Genomic DNA, 24,904 nt, shown 5'->3' on the forward strand with positions numbered 1-24,904 from the left:
ACATTGCCTCCGGATCAGCGCTGGGCGAGCAGCTTGCGGTTGGCACTGACGAAGTCCAGCGCCTCACCGCCGTGGGCTTTGGCGTACTGTTCGGCCTGGTCCTTGAGCAGGAAGGCCGCCAGCTCGCCCTTGGCGTTGCGCACGAACCAGGCCTGGTTGGCCAGCAGCTTGATGCCGCTGTCGGCGGCCTGGGCATAGATCGCGCGGATGTCCTTGCCTTCCTGTTCCAGTTGCGCCAGGGCCCCGAGGGCGGCCTCTGGCGAGGCGTAGTGGCGGACCTTGTCTTCGCCGCGCACCCAAATCTGCGCCAGGCGGCTGAAATCTTTGATCGGCTGGCCGGTCAGCGCATCGGTGGCACTGAGCGGCAGTGGAGCGTAGTTCTTCAGCACCTTGTCATAGTCCAGGCCGGCCTGCTTGAAGGCGGCGCGGATGTACTGATCGTCGATGAACTGGGCGGTGTCCAGGCCTCGGTCGGTCTTCTTCAGTAGCTTGAGGGTATCGATGGATGTGGCCACGGCCTGGCGGTACTCAGGTTTCCAGGTCAGGTCGCGGGTCTGCAGGCCCAGCGGGCCGTGGAACAGGTAGTTCACCTCGGCTTCGATGCCGGTGACCTTCTCGATCAGCTCGCTGTACTTCTCGGGCTCGGCGGCGATCAGGCGGTCGGCTTCGAGGCTGGCGCGCAGGTAGGCGGTGACCACTTCTGGGTACTGCTTGGCATAGTCGGCATCGACCAGGGCGCCATGGAAGGTCGGTGCGTTGGCCTGGGCGCCGTCGTAGATCTTGCGGGCGAAGCCACGGTTGGGGAACAGCTCGGCGAAGGGCACGAAGTCGGCGTGAGCCTCGATGCGGTTGCTGCGCAACGCCGAGCCTGCGATCTCTGGGGCCTGGGCGATGATGCGCACGTCTTTTTGCGGGTCCCAGCCCTGGGCGGCGACGGCGCGCAGCAGCATGCCATGGGCGGTGGAGGCGAACGGCACCGAGATGGTCTTGCCCTTGAGTTCGGAGAGCGCCTGCACAGTAGACGCCGCCGGCACCACGATGCCGTTGCCGCTGCCCTGTACGCTGCCGGACAGCACACTGATGAACAGGCTGCGCTTGCCAGCATCCAGATGCGCGACACCATTGAACGAGCCGGGGAAGTCCGCCATGGCGCCGAAGTCCAGCTTGCCCGCGACCATTTCGTTGGTCAGCGGCGCGCCACTGGTGAAGTTCTTCCACTCGACCTGGTAGGTCGCGTCCTTGTACTTGCCGTCATGGGGCAGGTACTTCTCCAGCAGGCCCAGCTCACGGATCAGCAGGCCACCGGTGGCGCAATTGATGGTGGTGTCCTGGGTGCCGATGGCGATGCGGATGGTTTCGGCGTTGGCATTCAGGCCAATGGTTGCCAGCGCGAGGCCGGCCACGGTTGCTGCAAGGCGCATGGTGTTTCCCCTCGAATCGTTTTTAGGTGTTGGCGTCGTCTCCGCCACCTGGCGCGGTGGTGGGAAACGAGGGGGCATTTCGAATGGGCGTCCGGTGGTGGGCCGGATGGCGTGTGGCGTGGCTCAGCGCAGCAGGTAAGGGATATCCACCTTCACCGCGCCGGTCGGGCAGTCTTTCTCGCACGGCATGCAGTACCAGCATTCGTCGAAGGCCATGTAGGCCTTCTGGGTCGCCGGGTTGATGGCCAGCAGATCCATGGGGCAGACCTCGACGCAGACGGTGCAGCCTTTCTCGGCGATGCATTTGTCTTCGTCGATGGTGACCGGGGCGTTGCTGCGAAAGAAAATTTCTTGGGGTTGGTAGGCCATTTCACGGAGTCCTCGGGGTTCGTTGAGCCTCTGCACCGTCCTGCGGGGGCAACGGTCTTGCCCGGCGGTGCCTTGTTCGCGGGCAAAGCCGCTCCCACTGGGTTCGTCGATGCCTAGGCAGCGTCGGCTTTGACCCGCAGCCGGTCATAGGCAGTCTGCTCCTGGGCATCCAGGGCAATCAGGTAGGGCTCGATGGGTTTCTTGAAGCTGGTCATCTGGCCGTCCTCGCCTTTCTTCAGGTGGCAATGACAGAACCACTCGCCATCGTTGCGCTCGGGGAAGTCCACCCGATGGTGATACAGCCCCCAGCGGCTCTCCTCGCGGAACAGCGAAGCCCTTGCGGCCATCTCGGCGCAGTCGCGGATCACGCTCACTTCCATGGCACGCATCAGCTCATGGGGGTTGCTGGCCTTCATCTGCGACAGGTCACGCTCGATCTCGGCAAAGCGGGCCAGGCCGATCTCCATCTTCTTGGTCACCTTCGGCGGCTGCAGGTAGTCGTTGACCATGCGCCGCAGCTTGTACTCGACCTGGGCCGGTGGCAGTCCGTGCTCGCGGTGCAAAGGCGCGAACACCCGTTCGCGCTCGCGCTCGACCTGGGCCGGGTCCACCTCGGCGAAGGGGCGCCCAGCGACGTAGCGGGCGGCATTGATCCCGGCGAACCAGCCATAGGTGAAAGCGCCGAGCATGTAGTTGTGCGGCACTGCAGCCATGTCACCGGCGGCATACAGGCCGCGAACACTGGTTTCGGCCTTTTCGTTGACCCACACACCAGAGGCTGAATGCCCGGAGCAGAAGCCGATCTCGGAGATGTGCATCTCGACCATGTGCTGGCGGTAATCGGTGCCACGGTTGGCGTGGAACTGCCCACGGCTGGGGCGCTCGTTGCTGTGCAGGATCTCTTCGATGTTCTGGATGGTCTCCTCGGCCAGGTGATCGAGCTTGAGGAACACCGGACCGTTGCCGCCTTCGAGTTCCTGGTGGAACTCCCACATCATCTGCCCGCTCCAGTAGTCGCACTCGATGAAGCGCTCGCCCTTGCTGTTGGCGGTGTAACCACCCAGGGGGCCGGTGACGTAGGCGCAGGCCGGGCCGTTGTAGTCCTTGATCAGCGGGTTGATCTGGAAGCACTCCAGATTCGCCAGCTCCGCCCCCGCGTGATAGGCCATGGCATAGCCATCGCCGGCATTGGTCGGGTTCTCGTAGGTGCCCATCAGGTAGCCCGACGAGGGCAGGCCCAGCCGTCCGGCCGCACCACAGGCGAGGATCACCGCCTTGGCGCGGATCACCTGGAACTCTGCGCTGCGGCAATCGAAGCCCATGACCCCGGCAGCGGCACCTTCACCATCGAGCAGCACGCGGGTGCAGACCATGCGATTGGTGATCTCGACCCGCGCGCGTTTGAGCTGGCGATAGAGGACCTTCTTGATGTCGTGGCCCTCAGGCATGGGAAGCACGTAAGCCCCCATGTGGTGGACCTTCTTCACCGCGTAGTCGCCGGTCTCGTCCTTCTCGAACTTCACACCCCAGCGGTCCAGTTGCTCGAGGGTTTCGAAGCTGTGGGTGGCGTAGGCATACACAGCGGCCTGATTGACGATGCCGTCGTTGGCTACGGTGATTTCCTTGGTGTACTGCTCGGGCGTGGCGTGGCCTGGAATGATCGCGTTGTTCAGGCCGTCCATGCCCATGCTGATGGCACCGCTGCGCTTGACGTTGGCTTTGTCCAGCAGCAGCACGCGCAAGGACTTGTCTTGTTCCTTGGCCTTGATCGCGGCCATAGGCCCTGCGGTGCCGCCGCCGATGACGATGATGTCGTAGTCGCGGGTCTCGATGCTCATGCCTTGGCTCCCTTCTGGCGGTCGATGCGCAGGCGGTACTGGAAGGCATCGCCGCGGTAGTAGAGGTGTTCGAAGTCCAGCGGCGTGCCGTCGGCGGCGTGGGTCAGACGCTCGATGCGCATGATTGGCGAGCCCTCCTCCACTTCCAGCGCCTGGGTCAGGTCGGCATCGGCCAGCACTGCATCGATGGCCAGGTCGGCATGGCCCAGGGCGATGCCGCAGTCGTTTTCCAACAGCAGGAAGATGTCGCGGGTGACCAGGTCAGCCTTTTCGAGTTTTTCGCCAACGGCCTTGGGCAGCCAGGTCAGTTCCAGCGATACCGGCTCGCGGTTGATCAGCCGCACCCGGCGGATCTCAGTGACCAAGCTGCCCTCCTCCACCTGCAGACGCTCGGCCACCAGCGCAGTGGCCGGAACATGACGGAAGCTGCGCAGGCGGTTGATCACCTCGTAACCCATCTGGCTCATGGATTCGCCCAGGCCTTGCAGGGTGGTGACGTTCTGGAACGCCTTGGGCTTGGCGACGAAGGTGCCTTTGCCATGGATCTTGAAGATCAGCCCTTCCTTCTGCAGATCGCCCAAGGCCTGGCGCACAGTGATGCGGCTGACGTCGAAGGCCTTGCCCAGCTCGGCTTCGGAGGGCATGCGGCTGTGGGGCGGATAGGTACCATCGAGGATGCGTTCGCGCAGCAGCTCCTTGAGCTGGCTGTACAGCGGCACCGGGGACAGGGGGAGCAATTCGGCCATGATTCTCTTCACTCTGACGTGACTTGTTATAACAAGTTGTGACCAGAGGATAGCGCATAAGTCCGACGTGACAAATATCGTTATCGAATATGGATATTTCGCCGTCCAGTGACTGGGCTTGTAGCAAAAACGGCTACAGATCAAGGCGATGGACGTCACCCTGCGAGATGGGTATCATGCGCCCCGTTGCACTCGTAGCTCAGCTGGATAGAGTACTGCCCTCCGAAGGCAGGGGTCGTGGGTTCGAATCCCGCCGAGTGCGCCATATTGAATCAAGGGCTCAGGTGCAAACCTGGGCCCTTTTTGTTTGGCGGCTGGGCATCGCCCGATAGAAATCGACAGCGCCGAACCACCGGCCGAGCGCCCCGAAGCAGTAAAAGAAAGACCCCACCAGATCACTGGCGGGGCCTTTCCGTTAGGGCCTTACCACGCATCCTGCTCAGCACTTTCCTCCACGTCTTCAGCGCCGTTCTGGGCAAACCACTCCACCGACTGGGCCCGCTGAGCCGTCATGCTCAGCTCGCACCCCATCCCTTCCAGAATGTCCATCGTGCCGCCGGTGAGGGAGTAGTACATGCCGCAATCGGCCTCGCGGAATTTCACCCAGAGGGCTTGAGAGGCTTGCAGGCTCTGCTTCTTGTCGGCTGGCAAGACACTCATTGCCATCCTGTATGCCTGATCGAGTCGGGCATTCTGCCTGGCCAGCTCCTCATGACCACAGTCACTGAGGTTCGAGGTAATACCGCCAGAGCGCGACGTGCACGCGGCGTACTCGGGCGAATAGGGCTCTTGCGCCAGCGCGCAGGATGACAACGTCACAAGGATCGCGACGCCAGCGTAACGATGCATTGAGGGAACTCCATTTTCTGTCGACATGAAATCAGGCCCGAAACCGCGCAAGGCGTCATACCGCTTGCGGTTCTGCGCTGAACGCTAGGCACTCGGACAGCGAGGTGAATTCAGACCGGCGGCACAGCCATGCGGTGAAGAACGTATAGCCCGCCGAAGTGGCGGCGATCTGAGCCCTGGTTTGCCTGGCCTCTCGACGTTGCCGTGCTTCTGCTTGCGCGCGGGATTCGCCCTTGCGCCTGGCTCCACCGAATAACGAAAGAATCAACAAGCCCATGACCAGGTAAAAGACGGACACGAAGGTCAACTTGGCGATCAAGGTCAGCGTGATGTTCAACGCCCCGTCATTGGTCATGGCCGCCGCATACACGGCAAACGCCACAGCGGACAGTATCCCGGTGATCACAGCCACTTGATAAACCTGATGGGGCAGGCCCAGCCAACCACACAACAGGCCGATGATCAGCCCCGTGACCGGCAACAGGTTGGTGATCGCGGCATCGGTATAGTCGTTGTAGATCGTGGCTTGCCCTTTATGGTGCAGCCAGAGCGCCCAGCCGGACGCGATAACGGCCACGATCAGCGCAAGCTTCCACAGCACGCTGAAGACGTCCTGCCAGACGCTGTTTGCCTGCACCGTCGGGCTCACAGTGCTCTGCTGCCTCTGGACCTGTTGGACGGTGGCGGCCGGATAGCTCGGCGCGACCTGCGTGGAAACGGCCGGGCGCTGGGCCAGTGCCGCCTGCTGCGCAGCCTGTGTCCGCAGCTGACGCTCCTGTTCCTGACGGGCAAACGCGGCTTCTTGCTGGCGAGTGCGTTCTGCCTCCTGCGCGCGCAGTTCAGCGATCCGTTGCTCGTGCGCCCGCTCGTACGCCTTTTTCTTTTCTGCCGAAATGAATGCTTCGAGTGACTGGATACGGCCACCGAGCGCCTTGTCCAGGCACTTTTGCGTGGTGCATTGATTGCGAATCGTCAACCACTCGCGCTGGGATTGGCGCAATGCCTCCGGCTGATCCGTCGCCGCCATGGCCTCTTTGTAGGTTCTGGCCAACACGCCATCGACTGTCGAAAGATAGCCGTCGCGGCATATCTGCTTTTCGGCAAAGTTGGTGGCCTTGGTGCAATCGAAACTTGCCGCCATCGAGTGACCCGACAAGGCAGCCAACAGCAACCCCGCAGCAAAACGAACAAACATCCCGAAGATCTCCTATCAAGCCTTAATACGCCGTGCATCCTTTCCCGAACGGGGAATGTTCAACCGTGCCGCATATCAAAATGCCATCGCCGGCGATTAAAGCACAGCCTCATCGCGCAGGGGACGGTCCACGGTGTGCTTTTCTTTCTGGGACTGAACGTGCACGGTAGTGCCATTGTGCCTCTCCCTACAGCCTGGCCATTGGTGTTAGCGTGAGTGTCATCCCGTTCTTACAAAACGGGGCCATCTATCAACGATCCGCGAAGGACTGCGCTGACTCATGACTCTGAAAAAACTCACGACCGCCACCCTGCTGCTGGCCAGCCTCGGGCTGTTCGCCAACCAGGCCCAGGCCAACCTCACGCCACAGCAATCGGCGGCGATCCTCAAGACCTACGACGGCAGCGATCCGACTGATTTCCGTCACTTTCTCGGCAAGCTGGCCGACAGCAACCTGGCCAAGGCCGACGCGCTGAACGAAACGCTGACCACCTACCTGGCCGGCAAGCCGCTCAACGCTGATCAGCAAAACGAGATCAACCGACTGCTCGGCCTGTACACCCGGATCAAATACGGCAAGGCTGCCACCGAGACCCTGCGCGAACTGGTGGCGATTCCCACCTTCCAGGTCGAGGGCGTGCCACAGCACGAGAACCCGCAGTTCCTCAAGATCGCCGAAAAGATCAAGACCCTGGCCGAGGGCTTCGGTCTGAAGTTCCGCAACATCGACAACCGGGTCTATGAAATCTCCCTGGGCGACAACGACAAGGAAGTCGTCGGTATCCACGCCCACGCCGATGTGGTGCCGGTTAACCCGGATAACTGGAAACTCGAAGACGGCACGCACCTGGACCCGTTCAAGGTGACCCTGGTAGGGGACCGCATGTACGGGCGTGGCACCGAGGACGACAAGAACGGCATCGTCGTGGCGCTGTACGCGCTCAAGGTGGCCAAGGACGAAAAACTGCCGCTGGCCCGTCAGTTCAAGCTGCTGGTGGACACCACTGAAGAAACCACGGGTGACGCCATCCCCTACTACTTCGCCCGCAACCCGGTGCCCAACTACAACCTGGCGCTCGATGGCGGCTACCCGGTGGTGATCGCCGAAAAAGGCTACGGCACCGTGATGGCCAGCTTCCACCGTCGCCCGGCCACCGGCACAGGTGCGGAAGTCACCACGCTCACCGGCGGCCTGGCCACCAACCAGATCCCCACCACCTCGGTGGCGACCCTGCTGGGCGACAACCCCACCGCCCTGGCCGATTCCCTGAACAAGGCAGGCGCCGAGTACGTCAAGCGCAACGGTGGCGACTTCACCATCGACGCCAAGGTGGCCGGCAAGGAAGTGATCCTCACGGTGACCGGTGTCTCGGCCCACTCTTCGGAGCCTGAATCTGGGGTCAATCCGGTGGCGCGGATGCTGGTCTTCCTCAACGGCCTGGGCGACCAAGTACCGCTCAAGCAGAACCACATCACCGATGCAGCGCGCTATGCGGCAGACAACTGGGGGCTGGACTACCTGGGCAAGCAGCTGGGTGTGAACTTCGAAGACAAGTTCATGGGCCCGCTGACCGCCTCGCTGACCTACGTCGGGCTCGACCAGAAAGCCCTCAAGCTCGCGGTGAACCTGCGCATCCCCAAAGGCAAGCCGCTGGCCACCCTCAAGGATGAGCTGGCCGACAAGCTGGGCACCTGGGCGCGCGGCAGCCACACCTCGGTGGCCTTCGAGTACAGCCTCGACGAGCCGATGTACCGCAACCCCGAGGGTGAATGGGTCAAGGCCCTGCTCGATGTGGCCAGCCAGAACCTGGGCCTGCCTCACGAGTTCGGCACCTCTGCTGGCGCCACCTCGGTGCATGACCTGCCTAACGGCGTGCAGTTCGGCCTGGCGATGCCCAACGTGAAGTACACCGGGCACAACGACAACGAGTTCAAGACCGTGGAGCAGTTCATGCTGGATCTGCAGATCGTCAGTGAGATGATCGCGCGGATAGGACAGATGCCCAAGTTGTAAGCGGTTCGGGGCCGCGTCGCGGCCCCTTCGCCCAGCCACGGAAACGACCTGAACTGTAGCGCCCCTATCGACTATGGCGCTTAAATATCAAAAAGCCATCCACCTGAATTGACGACGAAATCATTTTGCCAGTAGTGTTGCCCGGATTTTCGGTATCAAGGCATGGATACCGCACGGATTCGGAACTAAAGACTAGGCAGGGTCGTCAGGGATGCGCGGAGTATTGCTACGCAGCGGTAAAAGTGAAGATTTCACCGCTTTGGGAGAAACGGGCCAACCGGTCTACCGTGCTGCGTTGCAGATCCGCGAGGCGATCCGCCGCAAGCACCCGGCCCATCCTGATCTGGTCGAGCACCTTGCCATCCCGCAAACCGATGAGCTGGGCAGCACCATCGACTGGTACAGCGATCGCCCCGGGGATGTCATCCCCTGGAGCAGCGCTACCGAGGAAGAACGCGCCCCAGCCCGCGCACAGTTGGAAATCCTCCAAGCCAGAATCAACGACCTGAGCAATGAACTGCTCGGCCTGGACGCCCATGGCCAACCATTGGCCGGCGCCAAAGCCGGTGCCCAGGGCGATCGCACGGTGTTCGGCAAACTGCTGACCTGCGTGGTGCCCTTCCCTGACGAGAACTTCGTCTACCTGGTCGATGGCCGCCCGGTCCTGACGTTCTGGGGCTTCATCCACGCTGGCGCCGAACGCAGTCGTCAGCCTTTGCATTGCCTCTACCCCCGCACACCCAAGGCTGCCGAACCGGTGATGCCACCCCCGCCGATCGAGCCGCCACCGTTGGCCCCGGCTGCGCCCGTGCCGCCGCTGGCCGTGCAACCGTCAAGGCCCTCCTGGTGGCGGCGCTGGTGGTGGCTGCTGCCCCTGTTGCTGCTGTTGCTCTTGCTGCTGTTCGGCCTGCGCAGTTGTGGCATTCCGGCCCTGGGCATCCCTCCACTGAGCGTACCGGCGCTGGACGGCCAATTGCCAACCCTCAACCCTGGCCAGACCGTCGCCCCCGTACTCCCGGCCGGGACGCTGAGCGCCATGCCTACGACCGGAGCAGGCGTCGGCGCCGTACCGAGTGAGCCCGTCGCGCCCGCCGGCGTAGGTGCGATCCAAGCTCCCACGGCCATCCCAGCGCCCACCACGGCCGAAGCGTCTGCCGTCCCAAGTCCGACATCCACGCCCGAAGGCAGTCAGGCCGCGCCCGGCGAGTCGACCGCCACCGGCAACGCGGCGCCACCTGCACCGCCTGAACTGGCGCAAGAGCCCCAGGCCAACGCCCAACCGGATCTGCTGAGCATTCCGCCAGGCGCTGGCAACGGCACCGCGGACTTCCTCAATGGCGACTGGTCCGGTGCCGGTATCCAGGAGGTTGGCACCGGCAAGCCCCTGCGCCTGAAGTATGACTTCCAGAACGGCAAGGGTCAGGCCACGGTCAGCCGCTCCGACGGCGTGCGTTGCGATGCCCCTGTCGAAGCGGCCATGAACGGCGGCCTGCTGTCGATCAACAGTTCAGGCCAAGCCACCTGTGCCGATGGCAGCAGCTATGACCTTCCCCAGGTGAACTGCAAGCCTGGCGCCCAGGGCGTCGCTGACTGCAGCGGCAACTACGGGTCGCAAGCCTTCCCGATGCTGATGAAACAAGCCGGCCAATAACACGGAAAACGCAGAAGATGTTGCCCGAAATCACCCAGTTCGAAGAAACGGTCACGCTGGTCAGCGATACCGGCATTCAATTCATGGATTTCGCCCTGCGTCTGGGCCCGGATGGCGAGCAAGCCGGCAAGTTCGTGCAACTGAACAACGGCATGGTTCCCACCCGGCTGCTGTGGTCCAAGGAGTACAAAGACTTCTACGAGCCCGAGCCGGACAAAGTGGTGCAGGTGGAGTTCGACACCACCGAGGACAACCACTTCCGCGTGCCCATGGAAGAAAGCCTGAAGCTGTTCAATGGCACCTGGCTGCCGATCCCGTTCCTGCGTTTCATGCCGCCCTATCGCTTCGACGAAGGCCCCAACAACTGGGCGCGCATGCGCCTGGTCAAGCTGGCCGAGCCTGACGTAGACGGCAATACCCACCGCCTGACCCTGGCCTTCGACAGCCGCATCATGCCGACTATCAATGGCGCGGCCTACCTGGCCCCCAACGAAGAGGACGTGCGTGCCGGCGTCGCCTTCAAGCTCGCCTGCAGTGCCCGTGAATATGGCTGGTTCCTGACCCACGGCTGGATCCGCGAATGGCTGGCCGAGCTCTATGGCGAGGCCCGTGCCGACTGGACCCGGGAGCGACTGGACCGCGACCTGCAGGGCAACCGCCACCTGGCTCACTACCTGAACGTGCTCAGCCTGCTGCGCCGGCCCACACCCGCCGAGCAGAGCACCGAAAAGCCCAAGGTCGAGATCCCGGAAATCAAGGTGATCGCCAACGAAACCCAAGGCGTGGTCAAACCAATCCCGGTGGACCTGGTGCTGGATGTGGGCAACTCGCGCACCTGCGGCATCCTCATCGAAGACCACGGCCAGTCCGGCTCGGGCATGAAACACAACTATGTGCTCGAACTGCGCGACCTGAGCGAACCGGAAAAGGTCTACAACCAGGCCTTCGAGAGCCGTGTCGAATTCGCCCAGGCCTATTTCGGCAAGGACCACTACTCGGTCAAGAGCGGCCGCCACAACGCCTTCCAGTGGGCCACCATCGCCCGGGTCGGCGGTGAAGCCGGGCGCCTGGCCAGCCGCCGTCGCGGCACCGAGGGCTCCACCGGTCTGTCCAGCCCCAAACGCTACCTGTGGGATGAGAAGGCCTACGGCCACGGCTGGCGCTTCAACACCTCCTACGTCAAGACCGACAAGGAGCCGCTGGCCACCGCCGCGCCCTTTGCTCACCTGATCAACGACCTGGGCCAGGCCCTGTACCTGCCGCCCAAGAACGACATGCCGGTTTTCACGCCGCGCTATTCGCGCAGCAACCTGATGACCTTCATGCTGGCCGAGGTGGTCACCCAGGCCCTATCGCAGATCAACAGCCCGGCCCAGCGCTCGCGCCAAGGCCACGCCCGCGTGCCGCGCCAGCTGAGCAGCATCACCCTCACCGTGCCGCCAGGCATGCCACAGGCCGAGCGCAGCATTCTCAGCAACCGCCTGTACGAAGCCGTGGGCCTGGTGTGGAAGAGCCTGGGCTGGCACGCCGGCGAGAGCAACCCGTTCAAGGACAAGAGCGTGGTGCCGCGCACACCGTTGCCGAGCATCCGCGTGGAGTGGGACGAAGCCAGTTGCGGCCAGCTCGTCTACCTCTACAACGAGGTCAACGAAAACTTCGCCGGACACCCCGAAGAGTTCTTCGCAGCCCTGGCCCGCCCGGACAAACAGGAAGCCGAGCAGATCACTCTGGCGACCATCGACATCGGCGGTGGCACCACAGACCTGGTGATCACCGACTATCGCCTGGACCGCGGCAACAATGGCGGCACTGGCAGCAACGTACACATCATTCCGAACCAGCGTTTTCGCGATGGCTTCAAGATCGCCGGTGACGACATCCTGCTGGACGTGATCCAGGAGTTCGTCCTGCCGTCGTTCCGCAGTGCCTTGCACAATGCTGGCGTACCAGCGCCCGATGAGCTCATGTCGCGCCTGTGCGGCAACGGTGACGCCACCGCCCAGGAGCGCATCCTGCGTCAGCAGTTGAACCTGCAGGTGTTCGTGCCCTTGGGCCTGGCCTTGCTCAAGGCCTATGAACATTACGACCCGGCGCAGCCCCAGGAGACGATCGAGCAGACCTGGCAACAGGTGCTGGGAAGCGACGCGGTCAACGACAGCGTGGTGGAGTTCGTCAATGCCGCGGTGCGTCGCGAAGTGGGCCGCGAGGGCACCCTGGACCTGCTTGGCACGCCGATCACGTTTGACCTTGAGCAGGTGCATACCGCCTTCCTGGGCGGACAGATCAACATCACCAAGATCCTCGCCGAATTGTGCGAAGTGATCTTCTACTACCCCTGCGACGTCCTGCTGCTGACCGGCCGCCCCTCGCGCCTGCCAGGCATCCAGGCGTTCATCCGCCAGCGCCTGCCGCTGCCTCCGGGGCGTATCCTGGCCCTGCAGAACTACCGCACCGGCGGCTGGTACCCATTCCACCGCAACGGCCTGATCGACGACCCGAAGAGCACCGCCTCTGTGGGCGCGATGATCTGCCTGCTGTGCTCCAAGCACAGCGTGCCGAACTTCTACTTCCGCACCGCCGCGCTCAAGCCGTACTCGATCATCAAGCACTTCGGCCAGATCGATAATGCCGGCACCATCAAGCATGGCGATGTGCTCTATCGCGACCTCAAGTCCGACAAAGGCCGCATCGAGCTGCCCATCGTCGGCGAAGGCGAAACCCGTGGCACGCCCTGGCTGGAAATGCGCGGCGACATGCACCTGGGTTACCGGCAGTTGTCCGCCGAGCGCTGGTCGGCCTCGCCGCTCTACACCCTGCGCTTCACGCCCAGGGGCAGCGCCGCGTTCTCCCGTGCCATCGGTAAGAACGGCGAAGCGCCGGTACTGCGTATCCGCTTGGAGGTCGAAGAACCTTCGGACCTGCTGCTCGAGCAAGGGCTGGTCAGCGACAAACTGGTCATCTGCGACCTGCAATCGAACATCCAGGATGCCGATTTCGATTACGACCGGGATCTGGAACTGTCACTCAACACCATGCCGACCATGAGCCTGAGTGACAGCGACTATTGGCTCGACAGCGGGAATGTCAAAGGAAAATGAGCGACCTTACCCCTAAGCAACAGCAACTGATGGGTGCCTGGGGCGCCATTCACAAAGGCGCCGGCCAAGCCTTGGACTGGATCGAGCAGGTGCGCGGCAATGCCGCCAGCGTCGAGGCTGAGGCCGATGGCCTGAGCCTGCGCCTGCGCCAGGCGCGCAACCGGGCCCGTGACTTGCAGCGCGCGGCCTCCACGCCCATGGTGATCGGTTTCTTCGGGCTGTCCCAGGCGGGCAAGTCGTACCTGATCTCGGCCCTGGCCGCGGACCGTTCCGGGCGCCTTGAAACCGACTTCGGCGGCAAGACCCTCGACTTCATCGAGCACGTCAACCCGACAGGGCTCGGCAAGGAGGCTACAGGTCTGGTCACCCGCTTCAGCCGTCGGGCCACGCCGAGCCCTGACGCCGACTACCCTGTCGAGCTGAAGCTGTTCAGCGAAATCGAAGTCGCCAAGATCCTCTCCAACGCCTGGTTCGAAGATTTCGACCAGGAGAAGCTCGACTACAGCTTCACCGACGAAAGCATCCAGGCGCTGCTCAAGGGTTACGAAGGCCGCGAGCACGAGCAGTTGCAACCGGGCGTGACCGGGGACGACGTGGTTGCCTTGTGGGACTACCTCAAAGGCAACTACGAGAAGTCAGTGCGCAAGCTCAACGAGCTGTACTGGCCACGGGTGATCAAGCTGGCGCCACGCCTGAACTACCGCCAGCGGGCCAAGCTGTTCTCGGTGCTTTGGGGCGAGCAACAGGCCCTGACCGATGTCTACGAGCTGCTGGTCGGTGGCCTGCAAAAACTGGGCTTCGCCGATACCGTGCTGGCGCCGCTGAGCGTGCTGGTCAAGGAAGAAAACGGGACCTACACCCAGGCCAACAGCATCATGAACGTGGACATCCTCGGTCGCCTGGGCACCGGTCGTGACATGCAGGTGGACGTGCGTCCACTGCAAGACGGCCAGCCTCAGGGGCGCGTCGGTCTGACAATCGCCCAGTTGGCCGCGCTGACCACCGAGATGACCTTCCGCCTGATCAACAGCCCCAAGGACCCGGTGGTGGATCAGGTCGATCTGCTCGACTTCCCCGGCTATCGCACCCGGCAAAAGTTGCTGCGCATCGAAGATGCCGCCAGCCCCGATGCCGTCGAAGAGGTCAACCCGGCCTCGAGCCTGATCCTGCGTGGCAAGGTGGCCTACCTGTTCGAGCGCTACACCGATGCCCAGCAGATGAACGCCCTGGTGCTGTGCACCAGCTCGTTCAAGCAGAGCGAGGTGGTCAGCGTCGGCCCTGTGCTGACCCGCTGGATCCACAAGACCCAGGGCGCTACCCCGAAAGAACGCGCCCAGCGTGCCCCCGGCCTGATCTGGGCCCTGACCATGCTCGATGGTTTCATCAGCAACACCCTCAGCCTGAGCGAAGGGCAACTGCCCGAAGGCTGCGAGAACATGATGAAGCTGACCATGATCGAACGCTTCGGCACCCAGGAATGGATGAAGGACTGGTCGGGCGTGCCATTCAACAACACCTACCTGGTGCGCAAGCCACGCCTGGACACCGCGTTCATCGAGCGTGACCACGCCAACGGCGATGAAACCCAGTTCAACGAGCGCCATGCGCCCCGTCTGCAACAACTGCAGCAGTGCTTTGCCGCCAGCCCCTCGGTCGAACGCCACGTCAAAGACCCCGCTACAGCCTGGGGTGCGATGCTCGCGCTCAACGACGGCGGCATCAGTCGCTTCAGCGGCAGTTTCCAAGCGGTCAGTGACATCGACTTCAAGCTCACGCGCATCCAGGAACAACTGGAGCAATGCCGTACCGACTTGCTGGAGCATGGTCTACACGCCTGGCGTGAAGAAGACTTCGAGCAACTGTTGGGCAAAAAGCGCGAAAAGACCCAGTACCTGCTCGACAACCTGGGGGCCGACCCGGACGCCATCAGCGAGCTCATCCATACCTTGCAACTGCCTGTCGAACAGCTGCGAGAGCTGTACCTGAGCGGCGTGTACGAAATCGACGGCCTGGACGATGAGGCCGCCGCCGAGCCTGAGCAAGCCACCAAGGCGCCTGCCAACAAGGCGCCGGCAATCAGCTTCGGCAACTTGTTCGCCAGCACCGAGGCCGCCCCCGCCGCAGCCCCGGTCAAACCGCTGGCCAAGCGCCTGACGTCCGAACAGCGCTTTGCCCGCGCCGCGCTCAAGTCCTGGATCAAGCACATGCGCGACCTGAGCACGCAGCCTCTGCGCCTGGCGAGCCTGCGCATGACCCGCGAGCTGGTCGAAGCCCTGACCGAGGAGCTGGTCAGCGCGGTACGCCGCCCGGCCTTCCTCGAGCAACTGGACGCCGCCGTCATGCAGCGCATCGTCAGCGGTGCCCGTCGCGACCAGATGGTCCAGCGTCAGGTCATGGCCGTGCAGCTGGTGATGCGCGACTTCCTCTGCTGGTTCGGCCTGCTGGGCAAGCCGCTCTCGGCACGCCCCAACAGTCTGCTGGGGGCCAAGGAGCCGGTGTTCAGCTTCTACCGGACCGTTGCCGAAGGCGAATTGCCCAACCTGCCTGAACAGCCCTCGCATCAGGAACAGCGCTTCCTGGTGGACTGGCTGTCGGGCCTGGCCTGGCTGACCCAGGAAAACGCCAAGAACGGCGCCGATCCGGAAATCACCACCGAGCAGCGACGCCAGCTGGCTGTGCTGCTGAACACCTTCGAAGCGAGTTGAGTGCAATGGGTATCAGAGTTGATGTGCTGCCACTGGATGTGAACACGCCAGGCCACGGCCTGCTGCGGATCACCGGCTGGGAGGGTGCGAGCGAAGGGTTGCAGTGCTCCCTGCAGAGCAGCCAGACCCACGACTTCCTGCATGAAGGCAAACGCTGGGGCAATATCGCCCACTGGTTCAGGCTGGACAGCCTGGTCGCCGTCGAAGGCACCGAAGCGATCGAAACCCGCATCGGCCCTGACCTGATCGACCCCTTGCTCGAAGCCAGCGGCACGGCAAACTTCCGCATCGAGGTGAGCCATCCCGAGCAAGGACAGAGCGACATGGGCATGGTGCGGATCAACCCTGCCGTCATCGGCTCGGCGTCCGGAGGGCCTGCACTGGAGCAACCTGTCGCCCCTGTCACGCCACCACCACCAGCACCGGTCGAAGTCGTCGCCCCGCCTGTGGAGACCGTAGAGCCGGTCGTCGAAGCGCCGGCCCCCCAGCCGGAGCCAGCCTCTGCGTCCTATGCCCCGGTGGCACCGGCCCCTGCGAAATCCGGCAATCGCTGGCTGCTGCCGCTGATCCTGCTGATTCTGATCGCCGCGGCCGCTGCAGCGGCCTGGTGGTGGTTCACCCAGCGCCAGCAGCCGGCACCCGTGGAGCCGCCAGCGGCCGAGCAACAGGCTGCACCGGCGGCGGAGCCGGCCAGCGCCGCTGCCGCGCCCTGCACCCTGGAAAGCATGCAAGGCCAGGCAGAATTGGCCTTCGTCCAGAGCTGCATTCAGCAGGCACCGGACAGCGCCAAGCTGCTCGACGTCATCAAAACCGCCAAGGCCAACAACCACTGCGGCGTGGCCCAACGCCTGTACGCCAACCGCGCCCAAGGCGGGGACGTGCAGATCGCCATGGCCTATGCCCATGAGTACGACCCCAAGTACCACCAGGCCAGCGAATGCTTCAAGGCACCAGACAACGCCACCGCCGCCTACTGGTACGAAACCATCCTCGGTTTCGATGAGAACAACGCCGAAGCCAAGGCGCGCTTCGAGGAGCTCAAGCCATGAGCCTGCGCGGCCTCGGCGTCGCCCTGCTGGCCTTGAGCCTGAGCCCGGCCCTGCAGGCAGCGGATAAACCGCTGCTGCAGGACGGCAAGAAAACCCTGTTCCAACGCGTGCTGACCACCCCAGGCTGCAAGCTCAGCGATGCCGCCGGTGCGGCACCCGGCGCTGCGCAGCCAGCCTTCAGCCGTTTCTATGTCTACGAACGCGCCCAAGCCGACGGCCATGAATGGCTGCGGGTCGGTCCCGATACCCAAGGCAAGAGCATCGGCTGGCTGCCCGGCGACTGCACCGTCGCCTGGAAGATGCAGCTGACCCTGGCCTTCACCAACCCGGCCAACCGCGACCGCTTGCTGTTCTTCAAAGAGCGCAGCCAGCTCGAAGGCATCCTCGACGCGCCGGACCCGGTCAGCCAGATCGCCCCGATTCGCGCCAAACTCAAGCACAACACCGAAGCCCCTGGCGTACTGGCCCAGGAGCCTGAGTTCTTTGTCGACATGCAGAAGAACTTCTACCTGCTGCCCGTGCTCAGCGGCGAAGAGGTGATGACCGAGGAAGGCTTCCGCACCCGCATCCTCAATGTGGCCTCGGTGAGCAAAGCCCAGGAGCAGGGCGCGCAGACCGCGGGGGCGGCCAGTCCGACGACCAAGACCCAGCTCAAGGCCTTCAGCGCAGCGGTGGTGTTCGTCATCGACTCGACCATTTCCATGGACCCGTACATCGACCGCACCCGTGAGGCGATCAAACGTGTCTACGCGCAGATCGAAAAGGAAAACCTCGGTCAGCAGGTCAAGTTCGGCCTGGTCGCCTACCGCTCCAGCACCAAGGCGGTACCGGGCCTGGAGTACGTCAGCAAGATGTACGCCGACCCCAACACCGTGAAAGACGGCGCCGACTTCCTGTCCAAGGTCGCCGACCTCAAGCAGGCGAAAGTCTCCAGCAGCGCCTTCGACGAAGACGCCTATGCCGGCGTCATGCATGCCGTGGACAAGGTCGACTGGAGCCAGTTCGGCGCGCGCTACGTGGTGCTGATCACCGACGCAGGCGCCATCGATGGCGGCGACAAGCTGTCGAGCACCGGCCTGGGGGCCGAGCAGGTGAAGATCGAGGCAAGCAACCCAGGCGTTGCGCTCTACACCCTGCACCTGAAGACCCCGAGCGGCGCCAAGAACCACAGTGCCGCCGAGGCTCAGTACCGCACCCTGTCGAACTACCCCGGCACCAACACCTCGTTGTACTACCCAGTCAATGCCGGCGACGTGGAGGCCTTCGGCCGCAAGGTCGACAGCCTGGCCGCGGCCATCACCCAGCAGGTCAAATCGGCCTACCTGGGCGAGGACGCCATCGGCAGCGCAACCAACGCCAAGGCCGATCCGGCCGACAAGAAGATGCTCGAAGATGCCGCGCTGATCGGCCACGCCATGCAACTGGCCTACCTGGGCAAGACCACCGGGACCCAGGCACCGCCGGTGTTCCAGGCCTGGATCAGTGACCGCGATCTGATCAAGCAGAACGTACCGACCACCGACGTACGGGTGCTGTTGACCAAGGCCCAGCTCAGCGACCTGAGCGATGTGCTCAAGCAGATCCTCGATGCCGCCAACGAAGGCATGATCTCGCCCAGCGACATGTTCGCCCGGCTGCGCTCGGTGGCCGCGACCATGGGCGCCGACCCGAACCAACTCAAGCAAGGCGCGACCACCCGTGTAGCCGACCTGGGCGTACTCGGCGAGTACCTGCAGGACCTGCCCTACCAGAGCGAAGTGCTCAACCTGGACGAAGAAACCTGGAAAGGCTGGGACGGCCTGGCCCAGGAAAAATTCATCCGCAACCTGAGCACCAAACTGCGTCATTACCAACGCTACAACGCCGACGTGGACCGTTGGGTGGCCCTGGCGCCAGGCGCCGATAGTCGCGACAACGTCTACCCGGTGCCACTGGAAATGATGCCCTGACCCACCATGCTCGAAATCAAGGGAATGAGCGTGGTCCGTGGCGACGGACCACAATCGCACCGGGTACACCTGGACGAACTGCACCTGCGCCCAGGCGAAGTGCGAGCGATCACTGGCGAAAGCGGCTGTGGCAAGAGCACCCTGCTCGAAGCCATCGGCCTGCTGCTCAAGCCTGAGCGGCTGACGCACTACCGCCTGGGGCCGCAACGAGAGGATGTCGCCCGACTGCTGGCCGAAGACCGGGAGCCTGCGCTGGCCGCCCTGCGCTCGCGGGCGCTGGGTTTCGTCCTGCAGAACGGCGGCCTGCTGCCGTTTCTGAGCGTACGCGAGAACATCCTCCTGCCTCGGCGCCTGCTGGGCCTTGCCGCCCACAGCGCCGCCGTGGACAAAGCCATCGCCGCCCTGCGTCTGGAGCCCTTGCTGGGCAAGCTGCCCCAGGCCTTGTCCATCGGCGAGCGCCAGCGGGTGGCCTGTGTCCGGGCGATCGCCCATGAACCGCGCGTGCTGCTGGCCGACGAACCCACCGCAGCGCTCGACCCGCACAATGCCCAGCGCCTGTTCGAGCTGTTGCTGAACCTGGTGGCCGAGCTGGGTATCGCCGCCCTGGTGGTATCCCACGACTGGGCACTGGTCGAGCGCTTCGGCCTCAAGCGCCTGGGCGCGATCAACGGCGAGGGGGAGACGCGCTTTGAACCCATGGCATGAGCACCTTGGCCTGCTGGTGCGCCTGACCCTGGCCGACCTCTGGCACGACCGTAACGTCTCCCTGTGCATGGCCGCCTCGCTGATGGCGGTGATCGCCCCGTTGCTGTTGCTGTTCGGCCTCAAGCATGGGGTGGTCAGCCAGTTGCAGGACGAGTTGCTGCGTGACCCACGCAACCTTGAAGTGAAGATGCTCAGCAGCGGCCACTACGACCAGGCCTGGCTCGAGCGCCTGCAGCAGCGTCCGGACGTGGGCTTCGCCATCGGCCAGACCCGCTCGCTCAACACCCAGGCCGACCTGCTCGGTGAGCATGGCCGCTTTGCCGACAACGTCGAGGTCATCCCCACCGCAGCCGGCGACCCGCTGCTGGACAGCGGGCTGAGCGCCTTGCAGGGCGACCAGGTGATCCTCAGCGAGCGCGCCGCCCAGCGCCTGGGCGCCAAGGTCGGCAGCACGGTCCGCCTGCGCGTGGCCCGGCGCCTGGACGAGGTCAACGAGCGCGGAGAACGCACCCTGCAGGTGCAGGCCATCGTCGACAGCGTGCGCTTCGCCCGGCCAGCGGCATTCGTCAGCCCGCAGCTGCTGCTGGAGCTGGAGCGCTACCGCGATGGCTACCGCGTGGCAACGCTGGGCGCCAGCACCGGGCAAGCGCTGGACGGGGTCAAGATCGGTTACGCCCGCGCCCGCGTCTACGCCAAGGACATTGACAGCGTCGCCCCGCTGGAGCGCTGGTTGAATGAGCAGCGCATCGAAACCGCCAGCCGTCTGGCGGAGATCGAAAGCGTGCGGGCCATCAACCATGTGCTGGGGCTGATCTTCGGCGTCATCGCCGGTGCGGCGCTGGTCGGCTGCATCGCCTCGCTGGTCGGGGCCTTCCTGGCCAACATCGATCGCAAGCGCCGCCACCTAGCGGTGCTGCGACTGCTGGGCTTCGGCAGTTGCGCCGTGGCCGGCTACGTCGTGCTGCAAGCACTGGTGCTGAGCCTGGTCGGCTATCTGGGCGGGCTGGGCGGTTACTACACCGGCAGCCTGCTGTTCGACCAATTGCTGCGCACCAGCCAGGCCACTGGCGCCTTCATTTGTCACATCACCGTCTGGCATGGCCTGGTGGCCTTGCTGCTCGCCTTCCTGGTCGCCGGCCTGGTCGCCTTGATCGGTGCCTTGCGGGCAATACGGATTCAACCTGCGGAGAGTCTGCGTGAACTCTAAAGCCTGCCGCCTGCTCCTGGCGCCACTGGGTCTCGGCTTCCTGCTGCAAGCGTCTGCGGCAACCTGGGACGAGAAGTTCTACAACCCGATGGCCGAGGCCGACGACGTGGTCCTGCCCATGCCCTGCGACGGCGCCATGGTGTTTCGCAAGGTGCTGATCCCTGTGGCCGGGCCGCTGGACGATTACCCGATCAACATCGGCCAGGACAGCGCCGAATGGGGTTACGTGGAGCAGACCCGCCCTGCGTTCATCGCCGGCAGCTTCACCAGCGCCAAGGGCGAAAAGTCGCGCTACTACCTGCTGGCCAAGTACGAGATGACCCAGCTGCAGTATCGCGCCCTGATGGACGAAACCTGCCCGACGCCTTCGAACAAGCAGCGCCTGCCAATAGTCTCGGTCAGTTGGCTCGACGCCCTGCAGGCCGCCGACAAATACAACCGCTGGTTGCGGGCCAACGCCGCCGACAAGCTGCCCCGTGAAGACGGCGCGCTGGGCTTCCTGCGCCTGCCCACCGAGGTAGAGTGGGAGTTTGCCGCCCGTGGTGGGTTGCAGGTCAGCACTGCCGAGTTTCGCGACAATCGCTACCCCATGGCCGAAGGCCTGAACGCCTACGAATGGTTCGCCGGGGCACAATCGGCCAACGGCCAGTTGCAACTGAGCGGCCTGCTCAAGCCCAACCCCCTGGGCCTGCACGACATGCTCGGCAATGCCAGCGAGATGATGTTCGAGCCCTTCCGCCTGAACAAGCTCGACCGCCAGCACGGTCAGGCCGGTGGTTTCGTGGTCCGCGGCGGCAACTACCTGACCAGCGAGGGCGAACTGCGCACCGCCCTGCGCCAAGAGGAGCCTTACTACAACGCCGAAGGCCCGGTGGCGAAAAAGACCAACGGCCTGCGCCTGGCCCTGGTCTCGCCGACCCTGACCTCGCGCGAGCGGGTCAAGAACATCGAGAAGAGCTGGGCATCCCTGGGCAGTGACCAGCCGGCGCCCCAAAGCAAGGACAAAGGCACGGTCAAGGCGCTTGAAGAACTGGCCTCCGGTGTCGAGGACCAGGCGCTCAAGAACCAGCTCAAGAACGTCGAGAACCAGCTGCGCGCCAGCAACCAACAACAGCAGGAAGCCCGCGACCAGGCGATCCGCGCCAGCCTCAACCTGGGCGCCTTCCTCTGCACCAAGATGCTCGACGATGGCCAGTACCTGGACTTCTTGCAGAAGAACTACGCCAGCAACTGCAAGGCCGGCGAAGAAGACCCTACCTGCGGCATGCGCAAGACCAAGCTCGACGAACAGAGCGCGCGCCTGCACAAGCTCAGCCGCTACTACGCAAGTTCGCTGGTCGAGTCCGGCTCGCTGTATGGCCAGGACCTGTTGCAGGCACAGGTTCCTGTGCTCGAAGGGGTGCTGACAGCCAACAAGAACCTCAAGGAACTGACGCCCTACCTGCGTACCCACTGGGCCAACCAGGTGTCATTCCTCAAGACCCAGAAAATCGATACCACCGCATGGCTCGACAGCTGCAAAGCCGTGGCGCACTGACAACAACACCGCAAGGAATCGAAACCGTGAAGCACAACAAACCCGGAAGAATCAGCCAGTGGATCAGCCTGGCCCTGGCCGCCACCCTCGTCCTGACCGGCTGCGCCAGCACTGGCAGCTCCATGCTCGGCGGCAACGGCGGCACCGCTGACCCGCGCTTGAGCGCAGGCAATGACGCCAAGTTCTTCAGCACCTCCGGCTACCAGGCCTGCGCCGTGGCCGCCGGTGCCGGTGTCTTGGCCTGTGCCCTGTCGAACTCCGGCAACAAAGCCGCCTGCGCGGTGGTCGCCGGCCTTGCCGCCTGCGGTGTGGCCATGGGCGCCAACTACTACCTGGACCAACGCCGTAGCCAGTACGCCGACACGACCCAACGCCTGAACGTCATGACCACCGACGTACAGAACAAGACTGCCCAGGTCGCCGAACGTACCAACACGCTGCAACGGGTCATCGCCGATGACAAGGCACAGATCGCGGCCATCCAGAAGGACATACAGAGCAAGACCGTCAACAAGGCCAAGGCCCAGCAGGACATCGCCAACATCGACCAGAACATCACCCGGATGCGCAAAGACGTGACCAACATGAAGGCGACGGTCAGCGAATTCGAAAAAGTGGCCCAACTCGAACGCCAGAACGGCGCCAACCCCGAGGAAGTCCAGAAGGTCGAGGCGGAGATCGCCAAGATGAACGCCAAGGTCGCCTCGCTGCAGCAAGAGGTCGATGGCCTCTACAACCAGCGTTCGGCCATCACCCTGGGTTGAGGACGGGCCTATGTTCGTACGTCACTGCCTATGCCTGCTGCTGCTCGCCGGCCTGACCGGCTGCGCCACCACCGCGTCCCAGTGCAAGGCCTCCGACAGCAGCGCCAGCCTGATTGGCAAGCTCAACTGCGACTATGGCGGCGGCTACGCCGATGAAGTGCGCAGCAGCGAACAGGACTTGCGCGCGGCCCAGGAGCAGAACCGCCAGTTCAACCAAGTGTATGACCAGCTCAGTGCCCTGCAGGCCTCCACTCGCCAGGACCTGCAAACCCAGCGCCGTCAGCAGGCGAGCCTGGAGCAATCGCTCAATGGCCTGCTCGCCACACTCAAGAAGCGCCACGCCAACAAGGCCGACGTGCAACAACAGATCGCCGGGCTCGAGCAACGTCTCAAGGCCAGCCAGGCGGCGCCGGCGAGCAATGCCAGCAGTGCCCAGGTCGAAGCCCGCAAGCAGGAGCTCAAGGCGCTGCAGCAGCAGGTCAGCCGCCTGCAACTGAGCCTGGGTTACGAGTAAGTCCCCCGGCAGCTTCGGCTGCCGGCTTTTTTCAGGATACCGACATGCAGCGGGTCACCCGTGACACCAGCCCGGCCCAGGATGACCCGAAGCCGCTAGAACACGCCATGGCGATCATCGTCAGGCATTTCCCTCCCAGCATCGCGCACCTGTTCGCGACCCCGCGCACCGGCCAGGGCGGCGTGCGTGAATGGTGGTCGGAACTGGAGGGACAGCCCCGCCGTTTCCATGAACTCGATGCCGACCAGCAACAGGCATTGCTGGCGCTGTACGAACAGCGCCAGGACGCCGTGCGCCAGTTGATCGGCGAACTGCAGGGGCGCGGCCAGCATGAAGAGGCCACGGTCCTGCAGCGCCTGATCGGGCCCGCGAATGTGGACAACCTCTACAGCATCAACGGCTACCCGCTGGTGGTCCGTTGGGGTCAACCGGTTCCCCCTTCCGCCACAGCCCCCGTGCCGCCACCGCCGCCACCTGCGCCCGTGCCGGTGCGCCGGCGCTGGATCTGGCTGCCATGGCTCCTGCTGCCGTTGCTAGGTTTGCTGCTCCTGGCACTGGCCCTGTGGTTCGGCTGGCCCTACCTGCAGCGCTGGTTGGATACCCGGTCCGTGCAGCAGCCCTACGCCTGCGTCAAGGACGCCCAGGTGCAGCCACCGGAATTCGCTGTAGTGCTCGACACGTCAGGCTCTATGCGCCTGAGCGTCGAAGCCACGGCTGAAGACGAGCAATGGTTCTTCCAGTACATCAACGATCTGGCCGTCGACCCGCAGCGCTTGGCGCAGATCACCCGCGCACCGGTGCGCATGGACGTCGCCAAGGCCAGCCTGACGCACCTGATCGAGGACCTGCACCCGGCCATCGACATGCGCGTGGTGACCTTCAATGGCTGTCGCGCGCCCTTGGACCATGGCGTGTTCACCCCTGCCCAGCGTCCAGCACTGATCCAAGGCATCCAGGCCCTGGAGCCCAACGATGGCACTGCCCTTAGCGCCAGCCTCGATGTCGCGGCCCAGGCCATGGACGGACGCACCCGCGACGGCATGATCGTGATGTTCGTCGATGGCCCCGACGGCTGCGGCCAGAACGCCTGCGCGGTGGCCGAGCGGATCGCCCGCGAGCAACCTAGGCTGCGGGTCAACCTGATCAACATCAGCAATAACAGCGAGGCCAACTGCATCGCCGAGCGCACCGGTGGCCGGGTCTATTCGGCCGACAACGCCTCGCAAATGGCCGCTGCGCTCAAGCAGGCCAGCGAGGAGGTTTCCGGTTCGGCCAATTGTGATTAGGACATTC

Annotated in this window: 18 protein-coding genes and 1 tRNA gene; 13 read left to right on the plus strand and 6 right to left on the minus strand. The window is 64.0% G+C overall.

The annotated features are described in order from the left end of the window. Nucleotides 1-14 precede the first annotated feature (14 nt). From HMPREF3173_RS07260 to HMPREF3173_RS07275, 4 genes are all read right to left on the minus strand, one after another. The gene (locus tag HMPREF3173_RS07260) at nucleotides 15-1,421 is read right to left on the minus strand and encodes an ABC transporter substrate-binding protein (RefSeq protein ID WP_070572051.1); all 1,407 of its coding nucleotides are present in this window, start codon (nucleotides 1,419-1,421) and stop codon (nucleotides 15-17) included. A gap of 123 nt (nucleotides 1,422-1,544) precedes the next feature. Beyond that, complete coding sequence (locus HMPREF3173_RS07265; RefSeq protein WP_043208219.1) at nucleotides 1,545-1,790, minus strand: 4Fe-4S dicluster domain-containing protein; 246 nt, start codon at nucleotides 1,788-1,790, stop codon at nucleotides 1,545-1,547. A gap of 113 nt (nucleotides 1,791-1,903) precedes the next feature. Next, nucleotides 1,904-3,628: a fumarate reductase/succinate dehydrogenase flavoprotein subunit gene (locus HMPREF3173_RS07270; RefSeq protein ID WP_070572052.1), complete on the minus strand. Its 1,725-nt coding sequence runs from the start codon at nucleotides 3,626-3,628 to the stop codon at nucleotides 1,904-1,906. Beyond that, nucleotides 3,625-4,374: a GntR family transcriptional regulator gene (locus tag HMPREF3173_RS07275; protein ID WP_070572053.1), complete on the minus strand. Its 750-nt coding sequence runs from the start codon at nucleotides 4,372-4,374 to the stop codon at nucleotides 3,625-3,627. The genes HMPREF3173_RS07270 and HMPREF3173_RS07275 overlap by 4 nt, the downstream gene beginning before the upstream one ends. 188 nt (nucleotides 4,375-4,562) lie before the next feature. Between HMPREF3173_RS07275 and HMPREF3173_RS07280 the strand changes: the two genes are divergently transcribed. Beyond that, a tRNA-Arg gene (locus HMPREF3173_RS07280) sits at nucleotides 4,563-4,639 on the plus strand. Nucleotides 4,640-4,797: 158 nt separating this feature from the next. On the opposite strand, the gene HMPREF3173_RS07285 is transcribed toward HMPREF3173_RS07280, so the two are convergent. After that, entirely contained in the window at nucleotides 4,798-5,223 is a 426-nt protein-coding gene (locus HMPREF3173_RS07285; RefSeq protein ID WP_070572054.1) for a lysozyme inhibitor LprI family protein, read from the minus strand. Nucleotides 5,224-5,278: 55 nt separating this feature from the next. Beyond that, on the minus strand, nucleotides 5,279-6,418 hold the full coding sequence (locus tag HMPREF3173_RS07290; protein ID WP_070572055.1) for a lysozyme inhibitor LprI family protein: 1,140 nt from the start codon (nucleotides 6,416-6,418) through the stop codon (nucleotides 5,279-5,281). A gap of 280 nt (nucleotides 6,419-6,698) precedes the next feature. Here HMPREF3173_RS07290 and HMPREF3173_RS07295 point away from each other — a divergent pair, with 280 nt between their 5' ends. The 12 genes from HMPREF3173_RS07295 (at nucleotide 6,699) to HMPREF3173_RS07350 (ending at nucleotide 24,897) form a co-directional block, all read left to right on the plus strand. Then, nucleotides 6,699-8,432 carry a dipeptidase gene (locus tag HMPREF3173_RS07295; protein WP_070572056.1) on the plus strand — a complete coding sequence of 578 codons (1,734 nt, stop codon included), beginning with the start codon at nucleotides 6,699-6,701 and terminating at the stop codon, nucleotides 8,430-8,432. Between the two features lie 211 nt (nucleotides 8,433-8,643). Then, nucleotides 8,644-10,083 carry an SrfA family protein gene (locus tag HMPREF3173_RS07300; protein ID WP_070572057.1) on the plus strand — a complete coding sequence of 480 codons (1,440 nt, stop codon included), beginning with the start codon at nucleotides 8,644-8,646 and terminating at the stop codon, nucleotides 10,081-10,083. Nucleotides 10,084-10,100: 17 nt separating this feature from the next. Beyond that, a complete protein-coding gene (locus HMPREF3173_RS07305; protein WP_070572058.1) occupies nucleotides 10,101-13,181 on the plus strand; it encodes a virulence factor SrfB in 3,081 nt (1,026 codons plus the stop codon). Continuing rightward, nucleotides 13,178-15,886 (plus strand): putative virulence factor, encoded by a 2,709-nt coding sequence (locus tag HMPREF3173_RS07310; protein ID WP_070572059.1) that lies wholly within the window; start codon nucleotides 13,178-13,180, stop codon nucleotides 15,884-15,886. Before HMPREF3173_RS07305 ends, HMPREF3173_RS07310 begins: the two co-directional genes overlap by 4 nt. A gap of 5 nt (nucleotides 15,887-15,891) precedes the next feature. Further along, complete coding sequence (locus HMPREF3173_RS07315; RefSeq protein ID WP_070572060.1) at nucleotides 15,892-16,935, plus strand: hypothetical protein; 1,044 nt, start codon at nucleotides 15,892-15,894, stop codon at nucleotides 16,933-16,935. After that, the gene (locus HMPREF3173_RS07320; RefSeq protein WP_070572061.1) at nucleotides 16,932-18,884 is read left to right on the plus strand and encodes a vWA domain-containing protein; all 1,953 of its coding nucleotides are present in this window, start codon (nucleotides 16,932-16,934) and stop codon (nucleotides 18,882-18,884) included. The genes HMPREF3173_RS07315 and HMPREF3173_RS07320 overlap by 4 nt, the downstream gene beginning before the upstream one ends. Nucleotides 18,885-18,890: 6 nt before the next feature. Continuing rightward, on the plus strand, nucleotides 18,891-19,589 hold the full coding sequence (locus HMPREF3173_RS07325; protein WP_070572062.1) for an ABC transporter ATP-binding protein: 699 nt from the start codon (nucleotides 18,891-18,893) through the stop codon (nucleotides 19,587-19,589). Continuing rightward, nucleotides 19,573-20,796, plus strand: coding sequence for an ABC transporter permease (locus HMPREF3173_RS07330; protein ID WP_070572063.1), 1,224 nt, complete (start codon nucleotides 19,573-19,575; stop codon nucleotides 20,794-20,796). Before HMPREF3173_RS07325 ends, HMPREF3173_RS07330 begins: the two co-directional genes overlap by 17 nt. Beyond that, nucleotides 20,786-22,333 carry a formylglycine-generating enzyme family protein gene (locus HMPREF3173_RS07335; protein ID WP_070572064.1) on the plus strand — a complete coding sequence of 516 codons (1,548 nt, stop codon included), beginning with the start codon at nucleotides 20,786-20,788 and terminating at the stop codon, nucleotides 22,331-22,333. The genes HMPREF3173_RS07330 and HMPREF3173_RS07335 overlap by 11 nt, the downstream gene beginning before the upstream one ends. A gap of 26 nt (nucleotides 22,334-22,359) precedes the next feature. Further along, the gene (locus HMPREF3173_RS07340) at nucleotides 22,360-23,097 is read left to right on the plus strand and encodes a hypothetical protein (protein ID WP_083299955.1); all 738 of its coding nucleotides are present in this window, start codon (nucleotides 22,360-22,362) and stop codon (nucleotides 23,095-23,097) included. 10 nt (nucleotides 23,098-23,107) lie between these two features. Beyond that, complete coding sequence (locus tag HMPREF3173_RS07345; RefSeq protein ID WP_070572065.1) at nucleotides 23,108-23,611, plus strand: hypothetical protein; 504 nt, start codon at nucleotides 23,108-23,110, stop codon at nucleotides 23,609-23,611. Between the two features lie 44 nt (nucleotides 23,612-23,655). Continuing rightward, nucleotides 23,656-24,897, plus strand: coding sequence for a VWA domain-containing protein (locus tag HMPREF3173_RS07350; RefSeq protein WP_070572066.1), 1,242 nt, complete (start codon nucleotides 23,656-23,658; stop codon nucleotides 24,895-24,897). Nucleotides 24,898-24,904: the final 7 nt, after the last annotated feature.

The organism is Pseudomonas sp. HMSC08G10 (genome assembly GCF_001808425.1).
Taxonomy (GTDB): domain Bacteria; phylum Pseudomonadota; class Gammaproteobacteria; order Pseudomonadales; family Pseudomonadaceae; genus Aquipseudomonas; species Aquipseudomonas guariconensis.

Excerpts from the sequence above, each read along its gene's own strand:
- HMPREF3173_RS07260 (WP_070572051.1), bottom strand. The coding sequence starts at position 1,421 with ATGCGCCTTGCAGCAACCGTGGCCGGCCTCGCGCTGGCAACCATTGGC.
- HMPREF3173_RS07265 (WP_043208219.1), bottom strand. The coding sequence starts at position 1,790 with ATGGCCTACCAACCCCAAGAAATTTTCTTTCGCAGCAACGCCCCGGTC.
- HMPREF3173_RS07270 (WP_070572052.1), bottom strand. The coding sequence starts at position 3,628 with ATGAGCATCGAGACCCGCGACTACGACATCATCGTCATCGGCGGCGGC.
- HMPREF3173_RS07275 (WP_070572053.1), bottom strand. The coding sequence starts at position 4,374 with ATGGCCGAATTGCTCCCCCTGTCCCCGGTGCCGCTGTACAGCCAGCTC.
- HMPREF3173_RS07285 (WP_070572054.1), bottom strand. The coding sequence starts at position 5,223 with ATGCATCGTTACGCTGGCGTCGCGATCCTTGTGACGTTGTCATCCTGC.
- HMPREF3173_RS07290 (WP_070572055.1), bottom strand. The coding sequence starts at position 6,418 with ATGTTTGTTCGTTTTGCTGCGGGGTTGCTGTTGGCTGCCTTGTCGGGT.
- HMPREF3173_RS07295 (WP_070572056.1), top strand. The coding sequence starts at position 6,699 with ATGACTCTGAAAAAACTCACGACCGCCACCCTGCTGCTGGCCAGCCTC.
- HMPREF3173_RS07300 (WP_070572057.1), top strand. The coding sequence starts at position 8,644 with ATGCGCGGAGTATTGCTACGCAGCGGTAAAAGTGAAGATTTCACCGCT.
- HMPREF3173_RS07305 (WP_070572058.1), top strand. The coding sequence starts at position 10,101 with ATGTTGCCCGAAATCACCCAGTTCGAAGAAACGGTCACGCTGGTCAGC.
- HMPREF3173_RS07310 (WP_070572059.1), top strand. The coding sequence starts at position 13,178 with ATGAGCGACCTTACCCCTAAGCAACAGCAACTGATGGGTGCCTGGGGC.
- HMPREF3173_RS07315 (WP_070572060.1), top strand. The coding sequence starts at position 15,892 with ATGGGTATCAGAGTTGATGTGCTGCCACTGGATGTGAACACGCCAGGC.
- HMPREF3173_RS07320 (WP_070572061.1), top strand. The coding sequence starts at position 16,932 with ATGAGCCTGCGCGGCCTCGGCGTCGCCCTGCTGGCCTTGAGCCTGAGC.
- HMPREF3173_RS07325 (WP_070572062.1), top strand. The coding sequence starts at position 18,891 with ATGCTCGAAATCAAGGGAATGAGCGTGGTCCGTGGCGACGGACCACAA.
- HMPREF3173_RS07345 (WP_070572065.1), top strand. The coding sequence starts at position 23,108 with ATGTTCGTACGTCACTGCCTATGCCTGCTGCTGCTCGCCGGCCTGACC.
- HMPREF3173_RS07350 (WP_070572066.1), top strand. The coding sequence starts at position 23,656 with ATGCAGCGGGTCACCCGTGACACCAGCCCGGCCCAGGATGACCCGAAG.